Annotated in this window: 32 protein-coding genes; 27 read left to right on the forward strand and 5 right to left on the reverse strand. The window is 34.6% G+C overall.

Annotated features, from left to right (window positions below):
- The first annotated feature begins 69 nt into the window (after positions 1-69).
- The 24 genes from Q0505_RS10650 to Q0505_RS10765 all read left to right on the forward strand — a co-directional run bounded on the left by Q0505_RS10650 (position 70) and on the right by Q0505_RS10765 (position 12,255).
- Complete coding sequence (locus Q0505_RS10650; protein WP_299212601.1) at positions 70-237, forward strand: hypothetical protein; 168 nt, start codon at positions 70-72, stop codon at positions 235-237.
- A 70-nt stretch (positions 238-307) separates the two neighbouring features.
- Positions 308-1,192, forward strand: a complete 885-nt coding sequence (locus Q0505_RS10655) for a hypothetical protein (protein WP_299212604.1) — start codon at positions 308-310, stop codon at positions 1,190-1,192.
- Between the two features lie 87 nt (positions 1,193-1,279).
- Positions 1,280-1,873: a hypothetical protein gene (locus Q0505_RS10660; protein ID WP_299212607.1), complete on the forward strand. Its 594-nt coding sequence runs from the start codon at positions 1,280-1,282 to the stop codon at positions 1,871-1,873.
- 2 nt (positions 1,874-1,875) lie between these two features.
- On the forward strand, positions 1,876-2,508 hold the full coding sequence (locus tag Q0505_RS10665; RefSeq protein WP_299212609.1) for a hypothetical protein: 633 nt from the start codon (positions 1,876-1,878) through the stop codon (positions 2,506-2,508).
- Between the two features lie 2 nt (positions 2,509-2,510).
- The gene (locus Q0505_RS10670; RefSeq protein WP_299212611.1) at positions 2,511-3,050 is read left to right on the forward strand and encodes a hypothetical protein; all 540 of its coding nucleotides are present in this window, start codon (positions 2,511-2,513) and stop codon (positions 3,048-3,050) included.
- Position 3,051: 1 nt separating this feature from the next.
- Complete coding sequence (locus Q0505_RS10675) at positions 3,052-3,279, forward strand: hypothetical protein (protein ID WP_299212613.1); 228 nt, start codon at positions 3,052-3,054, stop codon at positions 3,277-3,279.
- A gap of 2 nt (positions 3,280-3,281) precedes the next feature.
- Positions 3,282-3,701 carry a hypothetical protein gene (locus tag Q0505_RS10680; RefSeq protein WP_299212615.1) on the forward strand — a complete coding sequence of 140 codons (420 nt, stop codon included), beginning with the start codon at positions 3,282-3,284 and terminating at the stop codon, positions 3,699-3,701.
- Positions 3,702-3,709: 8 nt separating this feature from the next.
- A complete protein-coding gene (locus Q0505_RS10685) occupies positions 3,710-4,438 on the forward strand; it encodes a hypothetical protein (protein ID WP_299212617.1) in 729 nt (242 codons plus the stop codon).
- A 55-nt stretch (positions 4,439-4,493) separates the two neighbouring features.
- Positions 4,494-5,927 (forward strand): YncE family protein, encoded by a 1,434-nt coding sequence (locus Q0505_RS10690; protein ID WP_299212619.1) that lies wholly within the window; start codon positions 4,494-4,496, stop codon positions 5,925-5,927.
- Between the two features lie 40 nt (positions 5,928-5,967).
- Positions 5,968-6,402, forward strand: coding sequence for a TIGR02594 family protein (locus Q0505_RS10695; protein ID WP_299212664.1), 435 nt, complete (start codon positions 5,968-5,970; stop codon positions 6,400-6,402).
- Positions 6,403-6,435: 33 nt separating this feature from the next.
- Entirely contained in the window at positions 6,436-6,948 is a 513-nt protein-coding gene (locus Q0505_RS10700; RefSeq protein ID WP_299212621.1) for an N-acetylmuramoyl-L-alanine amidase, read from the forward strand.
- Between the two features lie 22 nt (positions 6,949-6,970).
- Entirely contained in the window at positions 6,971-7,417 is a 447-nt protein-coding gene (locus tag Q0505_RS10705; RefSeq protein WP_299212623.1) for a hypothetical protein, read from the forward strand.
- The gene (locus tag Q0505_RS10710; protein WP_299212625.1) at positions 7,414-7,908 is read left to right on the forward strand and encodes a hypothetical protein; all 495 of its coding nucleotides are present in this window, start codon (positions 7,414-7,416) and stop codon (positions 7,906-7,908) included. The genes Q0505_RS10705 and Q0505_RS10710 overlap by 4 nt, the downstream gene beginning before the upstream one ends.
- 10 nt (positions 7,909-7,918) lie before the next feature.
- On the forward strand, positions 7,919-8,467 hold the full coding sequence (locus Q0505_RS10715) for a hypothetical protein (protein ID WP_299212627.1): 549 nt from the start codon (positions 7,919-7,921) through the stop codon (positions 8,465-8,467).
- A 5-nt stretch (positions 8,468-8,472) separates the two neighbouring features.
- The gene (locus Q0505_RS10720) at positions 8,473-8,958 is read left to right on the forward strand and encodes a peptidoglycan-binding protein (RefSeq protein ID WP_299212629.1); all 486 of its coding nucleotides are present in this window, start codon (positions 8,473-8,475) and stop codon (positions 8,956-8,958) included.
- Positions 8,955-9,551 carry a hypothetical protein gene (locus Q0505_RS10725; protein ID WP_299212631.1) on the forward strand — a complete coding sequence of 199 codons (597 nt, stop codon included), beginning with the start codon at positions 8,955-8,957 and terminating at the stop codon, positions 9,549-9,551. Before Q0505_RS10720 ends, Q0505_RS10725 begins: the two co-directional genes overlap by 4 nt.
- Positions 9,551-9,793 (forward strand): hypothetical protein, encoded by a 243-nt coding sequence (locus Q0505_RS10730; RefSeq protein ID WP_299212633.1) that lies wholly within the window; start codon positions 9,551-9,553, stop codon positions 9,791-9,793. The genes Q0505_RS10725 and Q0505_RS10730 overlap by 1 nt, the downstream gene beginning before the upstream one ends.
- Before the next feature lie 19 nt (positions 9,794-9,812).
- Entirely contained in the window at positions 9,813-10,151 is a 339-nt protein-coding gene (locus tag Q0505_RS10735) for a hypothetical protein (RefSeq protein WP_299212635.1), read from the forward strand.
- The gene (locus Q0505_RS10740) at positions 10,129-10,482 is read left to right on the forward strand and encodes a hypothetical protein (RefSeq protein ID WP_299212637.1); all 354 of its coding nucleotides are present in this window, start codon (positions 10,129-10,131) and stop codon (positions 10,480-10,482) included. The genes Q0505_RS10735 and Q0505_RS10740 overlap by 23 nt, the downstream gene beginning before the upstream one ends.
- Positions 10,394-10,813 (forward strand): hypothetical protein, encoded by a 420-nt coding sequence (locus tag Q0505_RS10745; protein ID WP_299212639.1) that lies wholly within the window; start codon positions 10,394-10,396, stop codon positions 10,811-10,813. Before Q0505_RS10740 ends, Q0505_RS10745 begins: the two co-directional genes overlap by 89 nt.
- A 9-nt stretch (positions 10,814-10,822) precedes the next feature.
- Positions 10,823-11,257, forward strand: coding sequence for a hypothetical protein (locus tag Q0505_RS10750; protein ID WP_299212641.1), 435 nt, complete (start codon positions 10,823-10,825; stop codon positions 11,255-11,257).
- 38 nt (positions 11,258-11,295) lie between these two features.
- Positions 11,296-11,625, forward strand: a complete 330-nt coding sequence (locus Q0505_RS10755) for a hypothetical protein (RefSeq protein ID WP_299212643.1) — start codon at positions 11,296-11,298, stop codon at positions 11,623-11,625.
- Positions 11,612-11,749, forward strand: a complete 138-nt coding sequence (locus tag Q0505_RS10760) for a hypothetical protein (RefSeq protein ID WP_299212645.1) — start codon at positions 11,612-11,614, stop codon at positions 11,747-11,749. Before Q0505_RS10755 ends, Q0505_RS10760 begins: the two co-directional genes overlap by 14 nt.
- Positions 11,746-12,255, forward strand: a complete 510-nt coding sequence (locus tag Q0505_RS10765) for a D-Ala-D-Ala carboxypeptidase family metallohydrolase (protein ID WP_299212647.1) — start codon at positions 11,746-11,748, stop codon at positions 12,253-12,255. Before Q0505_RS10760 ends, Q0505_RS10765 begins: the two co-directional genes overlap by 4 nt.
- Before the next feature lie 4 nt (positions 12,256-12,259).
- Here Q0505_RS10765 and Q0505_RS10770 read toward each other — a convergent pair whose 3' ends face one another.
- The 4 genes from Q0505_RS10770 to Q0505_RS10785 all read right to left on the reverse strand — a co-directional run bounded on the left by Q0505_RS10770 (position 12,260) and on the right by Q0505_RS10785 (position 14,852).
- The gene (locus Q0505_RS10770) at positions 12,260-12,757 is read right to left on the reverse strand and encodes a DinB family protein (protein WP_299212649.1); all 498 of its coding nucleotides are present in this window, start codon (positions 12,755-12,757) and stop codon (positions 12,260-12,262) included.
- 470 nt (positions 12,758-13,227) lie between these two features.
- Positions 13,228-13,968, reverse strand: coding sequence for a response regulator (locus Q0505_RS10775; protein ID WP_299212651.1), 741 nt, complete (start codon positions 13,966-13,968; stop codon positions 13,228-13,230).
- A gap of 24 nt (positions 13,969-13,992) precedes the next feature.
- Positions 13,993-14,661: a hypothetical protein gene (locus tag Q0505_RS10780; RefSeq protein ID WP_299212653.1), complete on the reverse strand. Its 669-nt coding sequence runs from the start codon at positions 14,659-14,661 to the stop codon at positions 13,993-13,995.
- 68 nt (positions 14,662-14,729) lie between these two features.
- Positions 14,730-14,852: a hypothetical protein gene (locus tag Q0505_RS10785; RefSeq protein WP_299212655.1), complete on the reverse strand. Its 123-nt coding sequence runs from the start codon at positions 14,850-14,852 to the stop codon at positions 14,730-14,732.
- A 352-nt stretch (positions 14,853-15,204) separates the two neighbouring features.
- Between Q0505_RS10785 and Q0505_RS10790 the strand changes: the two genes are divergently transcribed.
- From Q0505_RS10790 to Q0505_RS10800, 3 genes are all read left to right on the forward strand, one after another.
- On the forward strand, positions 15,205-17,421 hold the full coding sequence (locus tag Q0505_RS10790; protein ID WP_299212657.1) for a hypothetical protein: 2,217 nt from the start codon (positions 15,205-15,207) through the stop codon (positions 17,419-17,421).
- A gap of 90 nt (positions 17,422-17,511) precedes the next feature.
- Entirely contained in the window at positions 17,512-18,285 is a 774-nt protein-coding gene (locus tag Q0505_RS10795) for a PoNe immunity protein domain-containing protein (protein ID WP_299212660.1), read from the forward strand.
- 5 nt (positions 18,286-18,290) lie between these two features.
- Positions 18,291-19,169 (forward strand): biopolymer transporter ExbD, encoded by an 879-nt coding sequence (locus tag Q0505_RS10800; RefSeq protein ID WP_299212662.1) that lies wholly within the window; start codon positions 18,291-18,293, stop codon positions 19,167-19,169.
- 367 nt (positions 19,170-19,536) lie between these two features.
- On the opposite strand, the gene Q0505_RS10805 is transcribed toward Q0505_RS10800, so the two are convergent.
- Positions 19,537-20,943: a hypothetical protein gene (locus tag Q0505_RS10805; protein WP_366519403.1), complete on the reverse strand. Its 1,407-nt coding sequence runs from the start codon at positions 20,941-20,943 to the stop codon at positions 19,537-19,539.
- Between the last annotated feature and the right edge of the window lie 240 nt (positions 20,944-21,183).

The following is a 21,183-nucleotide window of genomic DNA, read 5'->3' on the forward strand; positions in this document are numbered from 1 at the left end:
TGCACCTAGGTAAAAATAGAAAAGGTCACCTCTAGTAAAACAAGAATTAATAATTAAAAAAACAAATTGATGGCACAAGAATCAAACATTGATATGAAAGCTATTGCCTTTATCGCAGGGGCTGGTATTGCGGGTCTATTAATAGGCACTTTTTTAGTCGCTCCAATGATGGCTAAAGCAAAAGCAAGCAAATTAGAAAAAGAAAAAACCAAAGCGGTTGAAGCTAAAAAAGCGTAAAAGCGCTTTTTAGTCTTTTGACAGATGTTGTTTTCAGACAACGATTTTAAACTTTTAAAAAGAAACACTTATGAGTCCATATAATGATGAATTAATGCGTTATCAGGAAGAAGCCGAAGAGCGCTATGATGATTATTTTGCAGGGGAATATGAAGATGATTACGAAACAGGATTAGAAGGGTATGAAGAAGAAGAATATGACGGTTATGATGATGAGTATGACGATCCTTATGAAGAGGACGGCTATATTGATCCCATAGGGGATTATGATGATTTTACCAAACAAAGTATTGGGCGTATTAACCCTAATGATCGTACCCTTACCATTGCCGTTACAAATACCTCGGCAGAAGATGCTATTGCGGTTCTTTTTGGCGCAAATGCAGAAGAAGCCCAGCCCAATGGGGTTGTGGTTGATGTTGAGGAATCCTCCCATAAGGAAGTACGTGAAGAAAGTAAGGCGCATCCCTTTAAGATTGCGGGGATGAAATATTCTGTAAGCGCTCCGATACAATTTGATAATGTACTTCGTATTCAAAGAAGAACGGCTTCGGGAACCCAAACCAATCGGGTATATCAACCTCGAAATGCGACTTCGCCTCAAAATTTCAATAATACCCTTATTGATGATGATAACTTTGAAATGGATGTTACTGGGCAGGATGCGCTTCGTTTTACCATCAATGCCAATAGTAAGGCGGTCTTTACCTTTACCGTTAAAGCCCGTGCAAATCTTGGAAACTTACTTCGCGGTCATAATGTAGCGGAACTCTCTCATGTTCCAAGAACCACAGGGCTTCCACAATTGGATTTAATAAGACGTAAACGCCCCACAGCCCTTGGACTTCCCCCTAGAAGACGTCCTACGCGTCGTCGTAAGCCTACTTCTAGTAGAAAGCGAGTATCAAGAAGACGCAGACGTCCAACCACTCCATTGGTTCGCAGAAGACGATAGCCGGCCACGCCTGTTATTTCTGTAAACCTTAGTCGGTATAGCGCACAATCGCGCTATATCGACTTTAATTAAAATGCACCTAATTATATGAATCATACCCGATATGCTGAATTGGGACAGAATCGGATCGATTATATTGTCTATCACAATATACTAGAAGCCCAAAAGCTTCTCTACGATCAAGGTTTTGAGTCCCCTGAAGACCCCGAAGATGTAGTAGAGGCGATCAAAGAGCTTGTTCGTCAAAAAGGACGAGAAGTTATTGAAGCCCTTTTAAAAATTCATCCTGATAAAAAAGCCATTCTCTCGATAGCTGATATATCAAAGCTATGCGAGAATTGTAAAACAACACTTGGACAATCTAAAAAACAAGGTTGTACTTCATGTACAAAAAAAACGGCTTCCCTTGAAGATAATTTTACAGAAGAGCCTAGAGAACTCGATAGTAATGCGCGTCTACACTATTTAATTACAAAACACAAAGCGAACCCCACAGATACCGAGCTTGAAAAAGAAATCGAAGCGCTTTGGAATACGATACGTACCAAGCCTGAAAAGGCAATAGAAAAACAAACAACAAATCAGCGGTTACTCACTAAAAATGAACTATGTATATATGCAAGCATTTTTGGGATTGGGGTGCTTATGGGTTGGGGCTTTTCCTATTCTAAAAATAGCTAGATATGACACAACAACAATATAATGAAGCGATCAATCTGATAGGGCATTTAATTCTTACCGCTAGTGATACCCTTACCGAGTTATTAGCACACCATGGGGTAGGCTTTGAGACCGCTCCTACTAAAAGACAACTTATTGATGCGACTATTGAAAAGCTTAAAAGCGATACTGATGGTTTTACGAAAGGGTTAGCCAAATTAGTAGATCGCCATATAGATATAGAGGTAGATTCTATGGTTTGGCTTAGAAAGGTTGGCTTTGATTTGCCTGATGCAGAGGATGCTTTTTTTGGAGGACTCATTAAAGGCGCGATAGGCGCCATTGGGGGACTTTTAAAAAAGAAAAAGAGTAACAACAATAACAGCTCAAATAATGTCTTTTCTTCACAAGCCATGCAGGCGAAACGTGATTTGGAATTACAAATCCAGCGTATGCAAGAACAACAACGCCGAAGAGATGAAGAGCGCCGAAGAGAAGAGGCAGAGCGCGCACGGCTAGAGCGAGAAGCACAAGCTAAAAAACGTACACAAACCATGCTTATCATAGGTGGGGTAGTTCTTCTAGTCAGCCTTGTTGGAGTTGCCCTTTTTATGTCCCGTTCTAAAGCGCCAATGTATAACCCTTCAAGACCTTAGATATGATCATTATCGATAGAGAAGATTTTTTAGAAAAAGAGGAATTATATGATGATTTTAACGCCTATGGGCTTCCCACTAAATCAATAATTCATAGAGGTATAGCACGTCCTTATGGTCATAATAGAAGAAAAACAAGAGTGAATAGCGGTGGTGCTCGACCGATGTCAAGACCGAAAATAAGAAGACCTGTAAAAGGGTCAATGCGTATTCTTTTGCCAAGAAAAAAGGCTATAAAATTTGGAGAGCCTAGAGGTATTCCATTAAAAAAGTTTCCCATACTAAAGGGGACTCCTGCTGTTAAGGCTAAGGAAATTAAAAAAGAGAATACACCTGTTCAAAGAAAGACTACTAGTGCTAAAACCAAAGCAAGAGTAAAGGCAAAAGCGCTTAAAGAAGAGATCACTCAAAAAGAAGTTCCCTCCAAAGTGACTACACCTAAAATGAGTACCAAGAAAAAGTTACTCATTATTGGACTTACGATATCCATAGTCACGATCACAGGTTATTTCATTTATAAAGCACAAAAAAATAAAAACTAAAATGAATACACAAGCAAATCCTATAGAAACAGAAGTCGAAGAACAAGGACAATTAGAAGCTGGATTTCTATTCGCATCTTTTAAAAACACAGGAATGGGTAATGTTATAGTCAATGGTGTGATCTTATCCGCTGGAGAGGCAAAAAGCTATCCTTTTGTTGGCAAGGCATATCAGGCGATCTCTTATGATTCGCAATTAAGCACTTTACGAATCCTATACATTTTATAAATATGATCGATGATCCCCTTTTTGCATATATGTACCCCGAAGAAGATCACTTTTTTGGTAGCCGAAAAAAGCGAAAAAGGCGTCAGGCACGTCGAAAGGCAAAACAAGCACAACGCGCTCAAAGCCCTAAAGTACTAGCTAGAAAAGCACGTCAAAAAACTTTTTTTAAAAAAGTAGGCAATGTATATCGCGATATAGGAGGTGCTACAGCAATCGGGCAAGCGGTAGATACCCTTGTAAACCCTAGCCAAACCGATTCCTCCCATACTCCTAGCGATTATGAAATAGGACTTTTATCACAAGAGGAAAAAGCAGAAACCTCTTCTAAAAACAAAGGGGTTCCCATGGCATTTTTTATCATTTCAGGAGTGTTAGTGCTAGGTGTTGTGGGGCTGATTATGTATAAGAAAAGACAATCTTAAGTAAAGACATGATGATTCCCATTCCAACAAATAAACAGCGTTTTATCATCCATCTAAGAATAAGAGCCAAGCGTCCTATGGAATTAGGAATTCAGGCGTATGATCCTAGATACCGTCACACCTACTATCTGCGTCGTAAAGCGTGGTTTACACAAGAGAGTGACGAGCGAGAATTTCAGCTTAGATTTCCAGTATCCTCAAAGAAAATGGAACTACTGATTTTTGATAAAAATGCTTTAGATGATAGGAATTTCTCGGTGGTAGGTTTTGAAGTGAAGCCCATGGAAGATCCTCCATTTTGGGCATCTGAATCTGAGCATCGTTTTTTAAGGTTTGCCGTGGGGTTTGCTCAAAAAGCAGGATACACTCCAACAGGGTATTATGATAGCCCTAACGGGGAGTTTTTATTTCATTACGTAGCTTCAATTACCGATGGATCAGGCAAAGAACTTATTACCCCTGCAAGAACCCACCGCTTAATGCCGAGGGTTCAAATATCAAAGCGCCTGTTTTTAGGCTATAGCATTCCGATTCGTGTGGCGATTCTCGCCCATGAAGGGTGTCATTGGTTTTTAAATACCCGAAGTCAAAAAACAGCAGATTTATGTGGGATCAAAAAGTACTTGGATTATGGTTTTCCAAAAATTGAAGCAGTCTATGCCATGACTAAAATATTTGGAAGCTACCCTGAGCTTGTCGGGCAGGCGCAATTAGATAGAACCCTAGATGTGGTGTGATTTATAGAGAACTATATCCATGAAAAAGAAACGATCAATTAATTAAAAAAATATAATGGCACATCCTTTAGATACACACGCAAGATATAGAGCATTCTATAAACACCTTAGCAAAGAATTTCAGTCTTTACAATTTGTAGTGACTAATTCCTCCGATACCTCAGAGCGTGTTCGCTTATGGGGAGCTAATAGTAATTTATCTATTAGCACCACAGAGCAGTTTACCAATCGTTTTAATGACACCCTAGCCATTGAGGTGGGTAACTATCCACAAGGGATGGTATATAACCCTGCTAATGACTTGTTTTATGTGGTGAATCAACTCTCGGATGATGTAAGTGTTTTTGATAGTCAGGGCGTGATTATTCAAACCATTACTCTTGCTATCACTCCTTTTGCTGAGTCGTATTCCCCGATTACTATTATAGCAAATACAAAACAAGATAGCCCCAACTATGGAGAGGTGTATGTTCTTAGTTCCATTCGAGATAGTATTAGTGTGATTACACTAGATTTTACCATTAGTGAAGAATTTTCAGTCATTAAACGTCCGACAGGTATTGTCTATAACCCAATTGATGATGCGCTTTATGTTATTGGGATTACCGAGGCGAATATGTTTGTGATTGATTTAGCTACTAAGGATGTAGCACAGCGTTCTATCGAGGGGATTCCTTCGAGTATCGGTATTGATAGCGATACAGGAAATGTCTTTATTCATATTCCAGTATTGGAACAGGTCTTTGTATATGATACTAATCATACTCGCTTAGCACTGATAGATCAAATCACAAAAGATATTACCGCATGGGCGTATCGTCCACTCTCGAAACACATCTATGGTATTGTGGCTAATGATGCCTCACTACTTGTAATAAATACCATCACTTTTATAGATAACCAAATTGCTTTGCAAGGCGTTGGCGCAAGTATTGCCTATAGTACTTCGGAAGGACTTATCTACATTGGAGAGACTACTAATTTTCAGGTGTTACGATTAAACAGCGATAATGAATTTATCGATCCTTACCCAATAACCGATTTTGAAACGGGTATTGTCATCCACCCTGTAAGCGGTTTAGTAGCCTTTTCAAAGGCAACTCAGAATAGCGTGACCCTTGGAAGGGTTATAAAGCAAGGGGTCACTATCAAAGAAGATTATCAGGAGTATCGTCAAGAATTTCAATTTAATCCAGCACAAGTAAAACACCTAAAAATCATTAGTAGTGATCGCCTTATAAGCACCCTTGAACTTGAAGATATTTCCATCAGTGGTAAAAGTGATCGGCGCTTTATAAGCATCGGAAATTACAACAGTCCTCAAAACTTTCTAAACGTAGCCGAAGTTTTTGAAATGGAAGGTGTGGTCATTGATGGACTCCATCGGTGGTATTTTACCCTTCCCGCTCAAACGAGCATTACCCTACTTATCTACTATACCAAACTAGATTGGTTTAATGTGCTTGAAGCTCAGTTAGAAAGTCAATAGTGAAGACGTATTCACACTAAACTTAAAACGAAAAGAAATGATAAAAACACTTATACATATCGCCCTTAGTCAATACGGCACTACCGAGAAGGTAGGAAATACACACAACCCTGTGATTGTAAATTATTTTAAAGAAATCGGATATCAGTGGGTAAAAGATGATGAAATGGCATGGTGTAGTGCCTTTGCCAATTGGGTCGCTTTAAAAGCGAATAAGAAAGCAAGTGGAAAACTCAATGCCCGCTCTTGGCTAGGAGTAGGGAAAAAGAAAATAAAACCTTCAGTTGGGGATATCGTTGTTTTCTGGAGAGAGTCTAAAAATTCTTGGAAAGGACACGTTGGCTTTTTTATTGGCTATTCAGAGGATGGTAAGCACATCTATTGCCTTGGTGGAAACCAAAATAATCAGGTAAATATCAAAGCCTACCCTACTTATCGATTACTTGGCTTTAGAGAACTCATGCCAAGCCTCTAATGGGCAGCAAAAAATAACAAAAACGTAAAGAAAATGGAAGCACTTAATTATTTAGTTATTCAATCCACCAATACCTCAGAGGCGAAGGATTTAAGCAAGCAAGATGTTATAAAGCATCATACAACTCCTACCTCTCTCGGTGGTTTAGGATTTAACAGACCAGGATTTGACTATCTGATTCTTCAAGATGGAACTCTTGAAACCCTAGTGAATGAACACAGTCCTACCGATGTAGATTTATGGGGAATTTCAGGAGGTAAATATCCGATTTTAGGAAACGTAAAACACATCGGATATGTTGGTGGACGTACCCTAAAAGAAGCTTTTTGGAAAGACACTCGAACCGAGGAGCAAGAAAAAACCTTAGAGGCGGTGGTTAGATTTTACACCCTTCGATTTCCTAAAATAATTGTGGTAGGTTTTGATGATCCAACACGCATAGAGGAATCTAAAAACCCTGCTTTTGATGTGCAGAAGTGGTTAGTATCTCATGGTATTTCTGCTCAAAATCAATATCAGAAAATACCACTAACAAGAACTGTTTAAACCCTTTATATCCACTAAAAAAATGTCAAAGTCTTTAACTGTAGATACCTACTCCTTTGTAATCCCTGAAAAGGATGATCCTTGTGATTTATGGATTACCTATTTTGAAGGTCTTAAAAAAGCCGTAGGACACCATCACGCCAAAACCTTGTGGCTTGTTACTTGGAAAAGCAATGGCAGTACGAGTTGTACTACTCGTCCTAGTTTTACTACTTGGATGGATAAACAAAATCTCGATGTTTCTAATATCGCAACACGCACCATCTCTGATCTGTCTGAAATTCAGGGAAATTTCTTTGGACTCGGAAAGAATCTGACCAAGGTGGTGGCAATTGGTATTCCTGCACTTTTAATCGCCCTTTTGATTGGGATTTTAGTCATTGGTAAAAAGGCGGTGGATAGCACCGATATAGAGGACTTAAAAATGCTCACCCCTGTGGGAAGAGCAAGTAAATTACTCATCAAATGAGACTAACCAATACACATAAAGTAGGTATTGCAAGTGTACTAGGAGTTTTAGTGCTAAGTGTCGGGTATGTTCGCATAAGAGCCAAACAAAAAGACAAAAGATATACGGTATTACTTGAAGCTATTTCAAGAGTGCTTGGGGATATTGAAGGGGGACTTGATTCAACCAAAGCCTTTGATTTGCAGTACAAGGCTAGAGTATTACAACACGTATCTCAAACAGTCATCACCCTTAAAAAGCAAACAGCGAATCAGTTTGCTAAACAAATCTACGATGCCTTAACCCCATGGTATTTGAATGATGATGAAGAGAAAATATATGGCGTTTTTCGAGCTTTAAAAGATAAACTACAAGTATCACAACTTGCCCATTCTTATCAACAGGAATATGGAAATAACTTGATTGATGTGCTAAAGGATCGTTTAAGCACCTCTGAAATAAAAATCATTATGGGTATTGTAGCAAAGCTACCGCCCTATAGAACCTTATAAAAAACAACAGATGAAATTATCAAAAACAACATGGTGGATGATTGGAGGTAGTGTTTTGGCTGTTTCTGGTATTGGATTGTATCTACTACTTTCCAAGAAAAAGAAAAAGAAAAAGAAAAAGAAAACGAATTCCCAAAATGAAACAGCAGTAATGTCAGATGGGATATTCCCAAAACAAAATACAGTGCAGTCCGTCACTCAAAAAGCAACGGTTAAAGAAGAGCCGAATTGGAACAGCCCCTTTAATTATGGATATATCGACGATGTAAAAGCATGGGTAGCCCCAAGAACTATCAAAGTCTTACCAAGAGTAAAGGCAATAGAATTAGCTAAAATTCTTAAAGAAGCAAAAGGGGTTTTTAATGATGATGAAAAAGCAGTTGAGAATATTTTTTCAAAGCAACTTCAGGATAAAACACAGGTATGTAGTGTTTCTCGCGCTTTTTATGATAGCTACAAAAAAGATTTGTGGCAACATCTTGATAGCTTTTTAAATGTAAAAGAGATGCAAAGCTTTGTTACCATTCCAACACGAAAATTGCCTAATTATCAATCTTGAATTCTATGAAACAGCAAATAAATACAGCGGAGCAGACTCCTAATGGTTCAAAGGAACTACTGGTAGTTGGAGGGATTATTCTAGTACTAGCCATCGGAGGTTTTACTTGGTATTACCTCTCTAAAAAGAAACATAATTCTTCAGATAGTGATCCTGATAGTAATGATGATGATATTTTGGATGCTAGTGTATTCACTACGCCCCCATTTAGACCTACTTCAAGCCCGAACACTTCTTCAAATTCAAGTTCTAGTTCGACTTCAAGCTATCCTATCAAAAAAGGAAGCAGGCATCCTGATGTAAAGATTTTACAAAGCTATTTAAAATACTATAAAGAGCCACTAGGAAGAAGTGGACCAAAACGCGATGGTGTTGATGGTATCTACGGGAAATTAACCGAGAGGGGCGCTCAAAAACGTCTTGGTAAAACAAGCTTCACAAGGTCTGATATTCAGTCAATGAAAAACACTTTAAAACTCTTAGGAAAATGAAAATCACAGCAAAAGAAATTAGAATCAGTGGCGCACTCATTGTAGGGAGCGGATTATTAATTGGAGTTATCTCGGCATTATGTCAAAAAAAGCCTGTTAACTTAAAAAACACCCCCGAAGAGTCAAAGTCGAAAAAAATAGCTACACCCGTAGTCCAAATGGAGGTTGCCTTTAAGAGTACACTAAAGAAAAAGCCCATAGAAGTTGTTAGTGCAGACACGCCTAAAGTGGTAGCTAAAGAGGTCATTTCAAAAAAGATCATCCCCAAAGAGGTGGCTCTATCAAAAGATGAAGAATCAAAGGAAGAAGAAGCAGAAATTGAGCTTGCTATTGAGGTTCCTATGAATACTCCAGAAGAGAATATGCCAAAACTAATGACGATGAATGATGATTTCCCACTTCGATTGGGCAGTAAAGGCGAAAGAGTATTTGCTTTACAGAAATACCTTTTAAGGTATCATGGATCGAACGGAGAAGTAACGGATTTCTATGACCAAAAACTAGCCGATAGAGTTTTACGAATTTTAAAGGTTACATCGGTTGATAAAAACTTATTCAACAAATTAATGAATAGAAACAAAACAAGAAGGTAATGTCCGATACTAAAAAAGTAAACGGAGGAATTTTAAATGCGCTGATTGATAAAGATGGGATTAAAACGGAAGTGACCCTTACCATTACAAATCAAACAGCCACCAAGGTTGCTCTTACCCTACTTATTTCTGGAATCAGTCTTATTGTAATTGCAAAACTCTTAAAAGAAGTATTTCCTAGTAAAGAGCTTACCGCTATTAGATCAGAGGTAAGCGAAATAAAAAACATATTAATAAAGTAAAAGAAAAATGATGAGCAGTATGGAATATCTCTTTAACTATCTAACAAGCCTAGATTGGGGTTATATCATCACATTTATATTAATCTCACATTTAGTAAATCAAACCAAAATAACAAGTTGGTTTTATAAAGTAACTAACATTAAAATACGTACTCGATACAGGGTATTATTCATTGGACTTGGCTATGGCATTTTAGTCTATCTATTACGAGGGTATGACATATCCAAAATAGAGTGCCTATTTCAGTCTTTTGTCTTTGCTATGGTCTTTCACAAGCTTGTAGTTGAAAGACTCTTTGCCGTATTAAAGTTAAATCCAATACAGCAAACAGGATATGATGACTACAGTGAAGAATAATTGGAAGCTACTAACAGGGATCATCCTTGTGATAGTCATCGTCAGTACCTACTTGTTTTCAGATCAAAGCTTGCACATCACAAGCGCAATTCCTTCGCTTTTAGAAAAAGAGAACAAAGAATTATTTGATCGTAATGCTGCCTTAGATCTTAAAGTACACGATTTAAAAATACAGGCTGAAAACTTACAAGGAATCATTGATCAGAAAGATCAAGAAATCTATCACTTAAAAACAGTATTAGATGAAAATATTAATCGTATTAATAACTATTCTATCCTTGAGCTACAGCAGTTTTTCTCAAGGTTTACAACCGATAGTCTACCCCATTGATGGAGAGACTTATTTTTGTTTTACCCCTTGGCAATCTAGATACATAGCCAAAACCTTAGAAAAATCAAGACTTCAAGAAGGTATTATCATTTCACTAGAAAGTAAAAACAAAGAATTAACCCTACTTCAAAGAATTAAAGATACCACCATTGTATTATTAGAAGAGAAAAATGCCAATCAATCCCTAGTGATTGATAACAAAATACTAGCCTACAAATCCCTAGAAATCGATAATAAAGCACTCACAAAAAAAGTAAAGAGACGGGGATTCAAAAACACGGTCTTTGGTGGAGTGGTAGTAGTTTTAGTAGGGGTATTAATCGTTAAATAAATAAAGCGTATGTCAGTATCAGGATATCAAAGTGATGTGGCTCAAAATTCAGGCTCTCAAACATCACGCAACAGCATTACAACACACGAAATTTTAGCCGAGCATTTAAGTCCAAGTCTCACACATTTACCTTCACAAAATATCTATAGTCTTATTAACGAAAATTTGATGGCTGTCAAGGATATTAGACTAAGCCCTAATACACCTGAATTAGAAATTGCGGATTGGCTTGTAAGTTTGCCTGCTCCATTAGTAGACCAAGGTGTTTATACAGGAACATTGTTTAGTGTGGGTGGAAATCCTTTTTTTTATTCTATGGATATAGATGGTAGAGTTACAATAAGTGGAACATTTGCAAATGAACAAGATGAATTAATCTTAAATATAAACCCCTATATCACAGAGCTTCCCCTTCGATTCAAAACCTTTGGAAGTCCTTTTTAGATCAAGTAAGTACTAAAGATTTTTTTAAAACATACAGTATGGATATTACAAAAATAGTTATTGTCATATTTAGCGCTACGGGTTTTTGGAAACTCATAGAGCTATTAATACAATTTAAAAGTCAAAATCGCTTAAAAAATGCAGAGATACACAACTTACACGTACAGGCAAATAGTCTTGTGATTGAAAACTATAAGATGTGGTCTGAGAATATGGAAAAGCGATTAAAAGAACTAGAGGATAAAAATACGGCCATGAATAAAATCATAACCGGACAACGTCAAAAAATTGATAAACTACAAAAGTATGTAGATCAATTAGAAGAAGAAATCAAATCTTATAGAATCTCTACAGATGAATGCAAATAACGGAAATACACTACTTAATGTTGTTTTTGGAATTTTTATGATGGCTAGTATTATAAAGGTAGGTATGGACTTGCACGAGAGGTTTAGAAAGAAAAAAGACGGTCTTACAAAAGAACAAATATGATCTCTTCTTATAAGCATATCTATGTAGGTATTGGGACGGTAGCACTTATTGTTGGGGCGTCCGTTTTAGTACGTTATCTAGCTAAATCAAAAACTAAGAAACAGAAAAATAAGGTTGATTTTTCTGTTTTTGATAGCAAAGATATGGCGGGTTCAGGAAAGTGTATTGATCGCACGCTTTTAAGGAAATTACAACTTCTTGAAAAACGGACAGGCTACAGGGTACTTAAAAATATCAACTCGGCAGTCCGTAGTGAATTTTGGAATAAAAAAGTGGGCGGAGTTTCTGACTCCGCCCATTTGATTACGAAATGTAAAGCTGTTGATATTCACGCCCCCACGCGAGCTATTCGTAACCTATTGGTGGTTCAAGCATATCATCTTGGTTTTACCCGTATTGGTGTTGGTAAAACATTTGTACATCTTGATGTAGATACATCCAAACCACAATATGTGGCTTGGGGATATCCCTCTAGAACAGCCCCCGAAATTAATCCTTTTACTTGACTCTTTAAGTTACATGAAGCTCTTTTTTAATAAGAAGCTTGATGGTAATACCTATTTGTCCTAAATGATACATCGTGTGATGAATTACCCCCTCTAAAGCAAATTCAAAAGGGTACACACTTTTATGGTTTTCTTCTGTATAAGTCTTCTCTAATAAAGAATCATCCTTATCTCCAATAAGAACAAGAATGGATAGGATGCTTTTTTCATAGTCTTCTTTTAATTGCTTCCATCCAATGGTTTTAAGTTCTTCATTTGAGCGCCAATAGTCAGGCTGATACCTTAGTTGTAAATTGAAATGTATCCTTAGTTTATTAATAACATCTATTTGTAAAGCAATTAGATGCCCTATCATCTCCGCGACACTATGAAGTTCAGGTATAGGACGTATAAATGCAGTATGTTTTGAAATACCCTCTATTTTTTCCATCATATTTTGACCCACCCACAATGCTTTGTAATTGATGGCTTCTAATTGTTGTGCGTAATACTGTATTGTCATATTTCTTTTTCTTTCTTTAAAAATATCATAGAACTATACCCAAAACTCCAATAGAAAGTGTGGTGCAATGACTTTGGAAGAGATGGGCGGATAGTTCTACTTTTTGGGGTGAAAAACTCGATAAAAACTATATCCAATAAGCGCTTTTTCTTCCCCTAAAAAGGCATACTTAAAGGATATAGTATCAACTACTGAATTGAGTGTTTAAATAAATATTATTCAAAAATATAATTATATAGTTTCTTTAAATTCATAGGACTATAACCCAAAATATTTGAGTGTGGTGCATTTTACATCAAACACTAAGGGCTTAACTATAGTCCTACTTTTATAAAGGGTGAAAAGCGTAAATGAGTGTTTAAAGTTCTATTTAATTATGAAGCTAAATTATTGATATAGTGAAATGTAAAAACAATCTAAAAGTATATTTTTTTTATACTTTTAGATTGTTTTTATATAGAAAAAAAAACTTATAGGAATCCCTGTTCTTTAGCCTTTATAATAAGTTCTCTGTTACTATTGTCTGACACATTGAAGATATCCATAAGCCTGCCTTTACGTTTTTGGACTGTGCTTTTAGAAAGTGATAGTAACTCTTGAAGTTCTACGTTACTAGCTCCTTGAGATATTTCATAGAGTAGTTGTCTATCAATAAGGTCTATTGAGAAGTCACTAGAGATTAATTTTTGTGAATATGCAGTTATTGACTCTGAATAATAGGTTGTGGATGTAGGTTCAAAAATCTTCTTCAATGCAATTAGTAATGCTTCAGGAGTAATGTCTCCTTTAACAAAGAAGCCATCAGGATTAACCGTTTTAATTATATTTTGGATTCTAAAATTATCTTTTATTAAGGTTATTACAATAATTTTGGAAGAGAGGCATAATGTTTTTTTTACCCAAAGTCCAATATCTTCTCCAGAAAATAGCTTTTGAGATGGGTATGCTGGAAGTTGTATATCTAAAAGAATTAGTTCGTAAAAATTATTTCTTAAAGAAATCTTGTCATAAGCTTCTTTACAATTAGATGCTATATCAATAACAAATTTATATTGTTGTTGACTATTACTAAGTTTTGAGAATACCTGTTTTATAGCAAATCTCATTAAAGAATGATCTTCTATAATAAGGACTTTAAGTTGTTTTAAATCATTTCTTACGTCTATATACTCTGCGTTATTTTTGCTAGGTATATCATCTTTCTTTTTCATAAATCGTGTCGCACCACAAAATTATTATAAGGCAATTGTTTTTGCTTCTTCTAAATCTTTTAATTGTTTATCTAGTTGTCCATAAATCATCATGGCTCTTCTATGCGCTAGTTTTGACCATGTCTCCATATTATCAGTCTCTTTAATAAATAAAGGTAGACATTCTAAGGCTTCTATCTTCTTTGTTATAAATATATTAGTGTCTTGAATAGAATCAACTTTTGATTGTATCTGTAACATTTTTAAATCTTTATCCTTTAATGCATTGACTCTATGTTGAATTTCTTTTTTTAATTCATTAATCTCAGATATTAATCTTTTATTTCTTTTACTTTTTTTATTGACAAGGTATTGTTGTAGTTTGTAGAATAAGAAAAATATTGTTGCAATAATTAATAAGAGACTTATATATGTTGTTATAAACATATCATCTTCAAAGCCATTTACATAACGATATAAAAGAGCTAAGGCTTGATAAATATTTAATAAAATTGTAACACCAATTACTAATTTAATAATGAGTTTTGAATTTTTAAAATGCTCTTTAGTTAGAGGCATCAATAATAGAAATGCAAAACACAATAAGAGGATATTAAATTTTTGAATTAATGTCCAAATAATATCTTCAGAAGTCAATCCTTCTACAATTACATAGGTGTTCCCAAATAAAGTCAACTCTTTAAATTCAGGCACTAAATAATCAAAATGGTTTAAGGGGAATGTTATTAGAATACAACATATCCCCATAATAAATCTAGTCATTAATCATCATCCTTTGAAGTAGAAGTATCGTTATTTTTGTCCTCTGTCTCTTGTATCGACTTTTCTTCTTCATTATTTTGATTTTCTTCTGAGGTGAGCCCATCAGGCGGTTTTTTAGCCATAATATTATATTTAAAAATTAATATCTATTAAATATATATGAAACTTCAATAAAAAAAATATTTAAATCCTCCAATTTTTTACGGTATAACCGTAAAAAACAGCATATCATACATACTTAAAGTATAAATAGCACACTCTAAAAGTATAATTTTTTTACTCTTTTAGAGTGTTTACACACAAAACATCCTCTCTAGTTTTGTTTTCTAAAGTATAAAAAACGGTTTTTCAATTAGATCAGTCACTTCATTTACTTGCATGATATTAGGATCATCTAGGGTCTGCACTTGAACTATCTTGAATTTTTAAAAATCCTTTATGCTTTTAAGTATTAATTAAAAACCATAAATGAAAATGAGTAAGAATGTAGGATTTTGTAGGACAAGAACATTTCTAGTCCTCACAGCAATGACACTTTTTGTGTGTTGTCAAAAAGATGATGCCTCTTTTACCTCGCTAGAGGAACATCTACACGAACATTTACAAACAACCACTACGACTGTTTCTCTAGATGAGATTCCAGAAGTGGCAGATTACCTCTCAACACTAGGAGATCATAAAGGGAATTTTATCATTGAGAAGTCTATTGATTCAAATAATAGGTCAAACGAACCTGATTTAGTGATAGGAGAATTACAAACCAGAGAGATTATTGAGGTAACAGATCAATATAACCGTAAGAATCATACTTTTCTACTCACTTCTATTGAGAATACAGATACTACTTTTAAGTCAACATTTAATCTTGTTATTCAAGAATCTTCTACAGGTTTTTTCTCATACATTGTAGAATATCGTCCTGATGAAGGTTGGATTCCTAATTATAGAGATACGCAAGATTTTTCAACTTTTAGTGGAGAAATTATACATTACAGCATCACAGGTAGGTATATAGCAAAACTAAACTTACTAGATGGTGTAGCTATTAACGGAGAAACGAGAAGTCCTTGTTCTGATGATGGTAATCCAAATGGAGGTGGAGGTAATGATGGAGGTAATGATGGAAGCCCAGGACCAGGAGATGGTGACGGAGGTGGAAATGGAGATAATCCCCCACCTGATCCTGATGTGTCAGCAGATCTAAAATGGTTATGTGTTTGGAGACAATTTTTACATAATGAACCAAGTGAATGTAATAATCCTGAGGCTGGTGGTTCATGGGTTATTGTGATTACCTATGGAGATAAGAGCGTAGAAGATACTGTGCGATGTCCTGATGATCTACCTGAACTTCCTGAAGTATGCTATGATGATTATGGTGATCCTTGTCCCAATCAATGTGATCCAAGCGGGAATGGCTGTGCCGAAGCACCACCAGAAGATGAGCCTGATAATACAAATACAACAATAGGGATATTATTTGATGATGATTTAATTTTTGCTATATCTGAATACTTAGAATCTCCATTAACCAATGAACAAGAAAATTATCTAATTCAAAATAGTGATATAGCCGAAGAGTTTTTAGAATATTTACAGAATAATTTCTCCGATTCTGAAAAAGCTAATTACACAAGGGTTCTACTTACTATTACAACTAATGTTGAAGAAAGTCCAACTTGGATACCTAATAGTGGAGTTTTTAAAAATCGGCAAGCTTTAAGTTATACACATACCTATAATCCCCCAGATACTGATGGTACAATGTTCTTGCTTGAAAATGGAAGTGTGTTATATGAGTCCGTTCACTATAGAGCTATTAATCCAGAAGATTTATCAACGATTGCACCGACTGACGGTCCTCTTCAAGACAACTACCATTATGTATATGACTATAATTCCAATGATTGGTATGAATACTTATTACCAACACAAAATTTTGACTGCCTTTCTTGTGATATAGAAGCCTTTTTTCAGGCTGTTATTGAAAATGGTGGGGTTGTGTTAGGTAGATACATTTTACCCATAGAAGATATTCTAATTGTTATAACGGGAAAAGATTTTAATGGTGTAGAACAAAGTAGAGCCGTAGCTGGAATATTAATTTTAGTTGACATAGTTCCAGGTAGTGATCTTGTAAAATTAATAAGGCTTACAAAATATGGGGATGAAGTTATAGATGCATCACAAGCAGTTATAAGGTATCTTGATGAAATCGCAAGTACTCAAAAAAGAGTTGTTGAGGACGTTTTAGATGGAGTGATTGATTTAAACCTAAATGGGAATACAAGAAGGAAAGGTAATTTTGGAGAAATGGTTACTGATGTGGATTTTGCTTCTAATGGCTATGAACCTCTTCATGTCAGAATAACAAATATTGATCAACCTTTGGGACCAGGTATAGATGGGATTTTTAAAAATCCACAAACAGGTGAATTCTTAATTGTAGAAAGTAAATATAACACCTCTACTCTAGGTAATACTATAGATGGTAAACAGATGAGTGATTCTTGGATTTTGGGTCTAAATAGCGGAAATAATAGACTGATCCAAGAAGTTGGACAAGAATTGGGAGAAGAAATAATGGATGCTGGATACACTAGGGTTATTTCAAGGGTACTTCCAGATGGAAGTCAAGTTTACTCTGAATTAAATGAACTTGGAAATATTATAGGAGTCTGGATACCCTAAATTTATTTATTCAAAAACTGACTATTAATTCGGGAAATCTTTTCTAATTTAGTGATTTCCCGAATTTAAAAATAAAATTACATATCATAGATGAGAGATAAAATTAAGGATATTAGCTACTTTAATGAGAGGGTAGATGCGCTTGAGAATAGTATTGATAGACGTATCAATAAACTTGAAAATAATTTAATAAAAGAAGAAAGAATTAGTATTGTTAAATTAAGTATGTCTACAACTTATAGAAATTTAATAATTGCTAAATACTCTAGGGGGGACAATATGAAATCTAATGATATTATAGATTTATATACACAATCAGTATCTTTAATGTATGAAAATTGGACAGAAGGGTCTGGTAAATTTGTCTACTCAAAAGGAAATACAACCACTATTTTAGAACAATATACGTTCTCTAATTATCTTGGAATTTTAGAGGTAATATCTTTAGGGATTCTATTAGGTATTTCTGACACTATATTTAATAAATTAATTATATATGTAGAAAGAGATCGAGTTAAAGATTTTTTACTTGATTTTTTATTCTGTTATAAAGACAAGGGTAAAACTCCTATTATAGAAGAAAGTTACCAAGTTTTTTTTCATATTAATGAGCGCTACGGAAGATTAAAAAATATTATACAAGAACCTAACAGTAAAATAGCAGAAAAAGAATTAAAATATTTTTTAGAGAAGGAATGGTATGCAAGTTTTAAAGGCACTCCAATTTATGGTCTTCATAAAAATGTACATGACCTTTATGTTGGATATTGGTGTTTTGTAGCTGCTGCCATAGTTAAAATAAAAGGCTTGGATGATAGTACATTTAGGGATAATAAATATTACCCAAAGGATTTAATAGCTTAATAATTATGAAAATTATTTGCATTGCTTTTTGTTTTTTTTGTGTAAGTATATTTAATGCCCAAGTAAAAAGTATCGAATTACCAGAAGGAGAACAGGAAGTTAAAATTACAAGAGTGACACCTGTATTAAGTTTTTATATCGATAAACTTGAAAATATTTATCTTGAAAAAGAACGTATTACCTTAAATAACATTGCCTTAAAATTAGATCAGGCAATAAAAACCATTCCTGAACAAAATAGGTTACGTACTGTAATCTTTCTCTATATAGATAAACAAACCCCTTATAGTACCGTTGATAAATTAAAAACAGAAATTGCTTCTTTAGATGTACGAAAAATAGTGTATAAGATGGGGTCAATTGAAGATAAAGATTTTCTTAAGGGTATTTACTGGAAAAATTATCCTAAATATAATGCTAAGAAAATGAGTGAAGAGTCTACTGCTGAGATACCAACATTTGTTCCTATGGCTAAATCAATTTCAACAAAAAAAACACCACCATCACTACCTCCATTACATTGGACATATCTTTTAGAAAAAGATATGTATTCTAATCAAAAACAGTCAATAGACAAAGCTCTTTCAGATCGAACGATTAGTTGCATTACAGCTACAAATAAGGGAATTGTTTATAATTCAGAACTAATACGATTAGAAGACAATGAAGCTTTACTAGAGCTATTTACATCATATAATGCGTTATTTATAGATTTTGATGAAGACTTATCCTATGATTCATATATAGAAACAGTAAAGTCTTTTAAAGAAATATATAAACTCTTAGAAAGAAGTAAAAAGAAAGCTTTCGTAGTGGAGTTATCATCACAAATTAAAGCTATTCATAATGAGAGTAAAATTAATTTTTGTAAAAGCTTTAATTAGAATTTTTCGAGGTCTTTAAATTAAACTCTGTCTATTGTTTCAATAAAGTTACTCTTTAAAAATAACTTACGGGAGGACACATATGCATATACTATTTAAAACCAAAAAAATAACTTGATATACAAGATGTTATTCAAATTTAACAGGTAAATTGAATTACTATAAACTTGATTAAATGTTTCATGTAGCTCTGTCATTTTTTCACTCAAATATGAAATATCATCAAACTTTCCAAGTATATACAGTAATACATTCTTTTTTAATGTCAAATTACCTGAAAGAATTTTGCAATAGGTATCCAACAAGCCAATAAAGTAATGCATCTATCTGCAATGGCTTATAATTTGAAAAAGTATCTCAAATTCACTCAAAAACACGTAAAAAGTGGGGTAGGAATCTCAACGTTTACTGTCTTAGCGTTGAGTATTTTTCGAACTCTTTTAACTGCTCTTTTAAAATTTGGAAAAACATCTGGATATTTGTTGAGCAGCTCTTCTTGATACTGAAACATTTCGATAGTGTTTATTTCAGACATATTTTGATTCAGATGTTGTTGACTTACTCTTATAACTTTTGCCAATTCGTCCCTTCTCTTTTTTATTTCACATCTATTTCTTATGCGATTTTTTGTTGAGTCTTCTGAAGTACCATTAATACTATTCCATTTGAGGTAGTATTCTATAAATTCAGAGAATATTCTATTTAATTCGATACCTCCATTATAAGATTTGGGTAGTTTAGATATTTCGTTCTGTAAGGAATTTAAATCTTTTCTTACAGCATCGCATATATCATCAGCGTATCCCATTTCCTTATAAGATTTTAAGTCTTTTACAAGCATTGGTACTAGACTTGACCTTAGTCTGTTAAGCGTCCAAAGTGGCGAGCCTCTTCTTGCATTTAAAATGTATTTGCTATTTTCTAATTCGACAACTTCATTAGTATATGTATAAATGTTTTGTTCGCTAAAAACATAGCGCTCACTTAGAACGTGAAAAACTAAAGACATTGCAGATTCTGCGGCCTTCGGCTGACCTCGTTTATTTTTTTTACCATCAGCCCAATCGCATATACCTTTTATTATTATCCACTCGTGAATGTCCTTGTTTATGCAAGCAGAAGATAATCCTGTTCCTTCCATTTCTCCACCTATTGCTTTAGGGAACATTTTTTTTAGTTTTTCGCAAAACTCAAGATTGTCTATTAATTTTTCGCCGGATAAAACATCTCCTGTTAGCACATTTGCCTTTTGTGTTCTACTTAAATAATGATTCCAGTCAATTGCAGAAGAAAAAACATTGAATAAGAGTTTTCCGCTGTAGGGGTTTGAATCCCTAGGCGTATCCGGTTTTTCGCCAGAATTGACTCTCGATATTTCATAATTTATTAAGCTCTTAGCTACTAATACGTCACCTATCTTTTGCTTCTTCTTGTTAATACCAAAAGCAACTCCCACCATTATTACAAGTTTTGGTCTAATCGTTTGAATTGCATCATTTACTGTTGTTAATGAACCTCTTTGATTAGCAGAACCCATTCCAGACTCGACGTGAGCAATTAGATGATGGCCAAGACGACCAATTCTGTAATTTATTTTTTCGTGAACAAAATTTATTATTGCATCTCTGGTAGGAACTGGAAGTATATATTTTAAAACTCCTTCTCTTTCAGCCTCGTTGACAGATACTAGTAATATATCCGTTTTTTTTATGAGGTCAGATTCATTTTCGTGGGTCTTGTCTCTATATTTAGATTGAATACGTATTTCATTTATATTAAACGTTCAATTAACTTTATGCTTTTATTGTTTATTTAAAATAATAAAATCTAAAAATAAAAAAAAAATTAACATAAATGTCTATTGCTCAGTGACTATTAATTACAACGGTTAGTATATGAAGCGTAGCATCCCGCAGGGTGCTATGATTTCATATACAGTGTGTGTGCCCAGCATGGGCATCTTTTATTTATCGAAAGATAAATAATTCATTTAGAGGGTACAAGTCCCTTATGG

The organism is uncultured Dokdonia sp., assembly GCF_937910895.1.
Lineage (GTDB): Bacteria > Bacteroidota > Bacteroidia > Flavobacteriales > Flavobacteriaceae > Dokdonia.

Bases quoted from the DNA above. Each gene is read 5' to 3' on its own strand.
- Q0505_RS10710 (WP_299212625.1), top strand. From the start codon at position 7,414: ATGAGACTAACCAATACACATAAAGTAGGTATTGCAAGTGTACTAGGA.
- Q0505_RS10720 (WP_299212629.1), top strand. From the start codon at position 8,473: ATGAAACAGCAAATAAATACAGCGGAGCAGACTCCTAATGGTTCAAAG.
- Q0505_RS10760 (WP_299212645.1), top strand. From the start codon at position 11,612: ATGAATGCAAATAACGGAAATACACTACTTAATGTTGTTTTTGGAATT.
- Q0505_RS10740 (WP_299212637.1), top strand. From the start codon at position 10,129: ATGATGACTACAGTGAAGAATAATTGGAAGCTACTAACAGGGATCATC.
- Q0505_RS10685 (WP_299212617.1), top strand. From the start codon at position 3,710: ATGATGATTCCCATTCCAACAAATAAACAGCGTTTTATCATCCATCTA.
- Q0505_RS10735 (WP_299212635.1), top strand. From the start codon at position 9,813: ATGGAATATCTCTTTAACTATCTAACAAGCCTAGATTGGGGTTATATC.
- Q0505_RS10705 (WP_299212623.1), top strand. From the start codon at position 6,971: ATGTCAAAGTCTTTAACTGTAGATACCTACTCCTTTGTAATCCCTGAA.
- Q0505_RS10775 (WP_299212651.1), bottom strand. From the start codon at position 13,968: ATGAAAAAGAAAGATGATATACCTAGCAAAAATAACGCAGAGTATATA.
- Q0505_RS10785 (WP_299212655.1), bottom strand. From the start codon at position 14,852: ATGGCTAAAAAACCGCCTGATGGGCTCACCTCAGAAGAAAATCAAAAT.
- Q0505_RS10750 (WP_299212641.1), top strand. From the start codon at position 10,823: ATGTCAGTATCAGGATATCAAAGTGATGTGGCTCAAAATTCAGGCTCT.
- Q0505_RS10725 (WP_299212631.1), top strand. From the start codon at position 8,955: ATGAAAATCACAGCAAAAGAAATTAGAATCAGTGGCGCACTCATTGTA.
- Q0505_RS10675 (WP_299212613.1), top strand. From the start codon at position 3,052: ATGAATACACAAGCAAATCCTATAGAAACAGAAGTCGAAGAACAAGGA.
- Q0505_RS10690 (WP_299212619.1), top strand. From the start codon at position 4,494: ATGGCACATCCTTTAGATACACACGCAAGATATAGAGCATTCTATAAA.
- Q0505_RS10730 (WP_299212633.1), top strand. From the start codon at position 9,551: ATGTCCGATACTAAAAAAGTAAACGGAGGAATTTTAAATGCGCTGATT.
- Q0505_RS10670 (WP_299212611.1), top strand. From the start codon at position 2,511: ATGATCATTATCGATAGAGAAGATTTTTTAGAAAAAGAGGAATTATAT.
- Q0505_RS10745 (WP_299212639.1), top strand. From the start codon at position 10,394: ATGAAAATATTAATCGTATTAATAACTATTCTATCCTTGAGCTACAGC.
- Q0505_RS10715 (WP_299212627.1), top strand. From the start codon at position 7,919: ATGAAATTATCAAAAACAACATGGTGGATGATTGGAGGTAGTGTTTTG.
- Q0505_RS10795 (WP_299212660.1), top strand. From the start codon at position 17,512: ATGAGAGATAAAATTAAGGATATTAGCTACTTTAATGAGAGGGTAGAT.
- Q0505_RS10800 (WP_299212662.1), top strand. From the start codon at position 18,291: ATGAAAATTATTTGCATTGCTTTTTGTTTTTTTTGTGTAAGTATATTT.
- Q0505_RS10680 (WP_299212615.1), top strand. From the start codon at position 3,282: ATGATCGATGATCCCCTTTTTGCATATATGTACCCCGAAGAAGATCAC.
- Q0505_RS10665 (WP_299212609.1), top strand. From the start codon at position 1,876: ATGACACAACAACAATATAATGAAGCGATCAATCTGATAGGGCATTTA.
- Q0505_RS10790 (WP_299212657.1), top strand. From the start codon at position 15,205: ATGAGTAAGAATGTAGGATTTTGTAGGACAAGAACATTTCTAGTCCTC.
- Q0505_RS10765 (WP_299212647.1), top strand. From the start codon at position 11,746: ATGATCTCTTCTTATAAGCATATCTATGTAGGTATTGGGACGGTAGCA.
- Q0505_RS10655 (WP_299212604.1), top strand. From the start codon at position 308: ATGAGTCCATATAATGATGAATTAATGCGTTATCAGGAAGAAGCCGAA.
- Q0505_RS10660 (WP_299212607.1), top strand. From the start codon at position 1,280: ATGAATCATACCCGATATGCTGAATTGGGACAGAATCGGATCGATTAT.
- Q0505_RS10650 (WP_299212601.1), top strand. From the start codon at position 70: ATGGCACAAGAATCAAACATTGATATGAAAGCTATTGCCTTTATCGCA.
- Q0505_RS10700 (WP_299212621.1), top strand. From the start codon at position 6,436: ATGGAAGCACTTAATTATTTAGTTATTCAATCCACCAATACCTCAGAG.
- Q0505_RS10770 (WP_299212649.1), bottom strand. From the start codon at position 12,757: ATGACAATACAGTATTACGCACAACAATTAGAAGCCATCAATTACAAA.
- Q0505_RS10755 (WP_299212643.1), top strand. From the start codon at position 11,296: ATGGATATTACAAAAATAGTTATTGTCATATTTAGCGCTACGGGTTTT.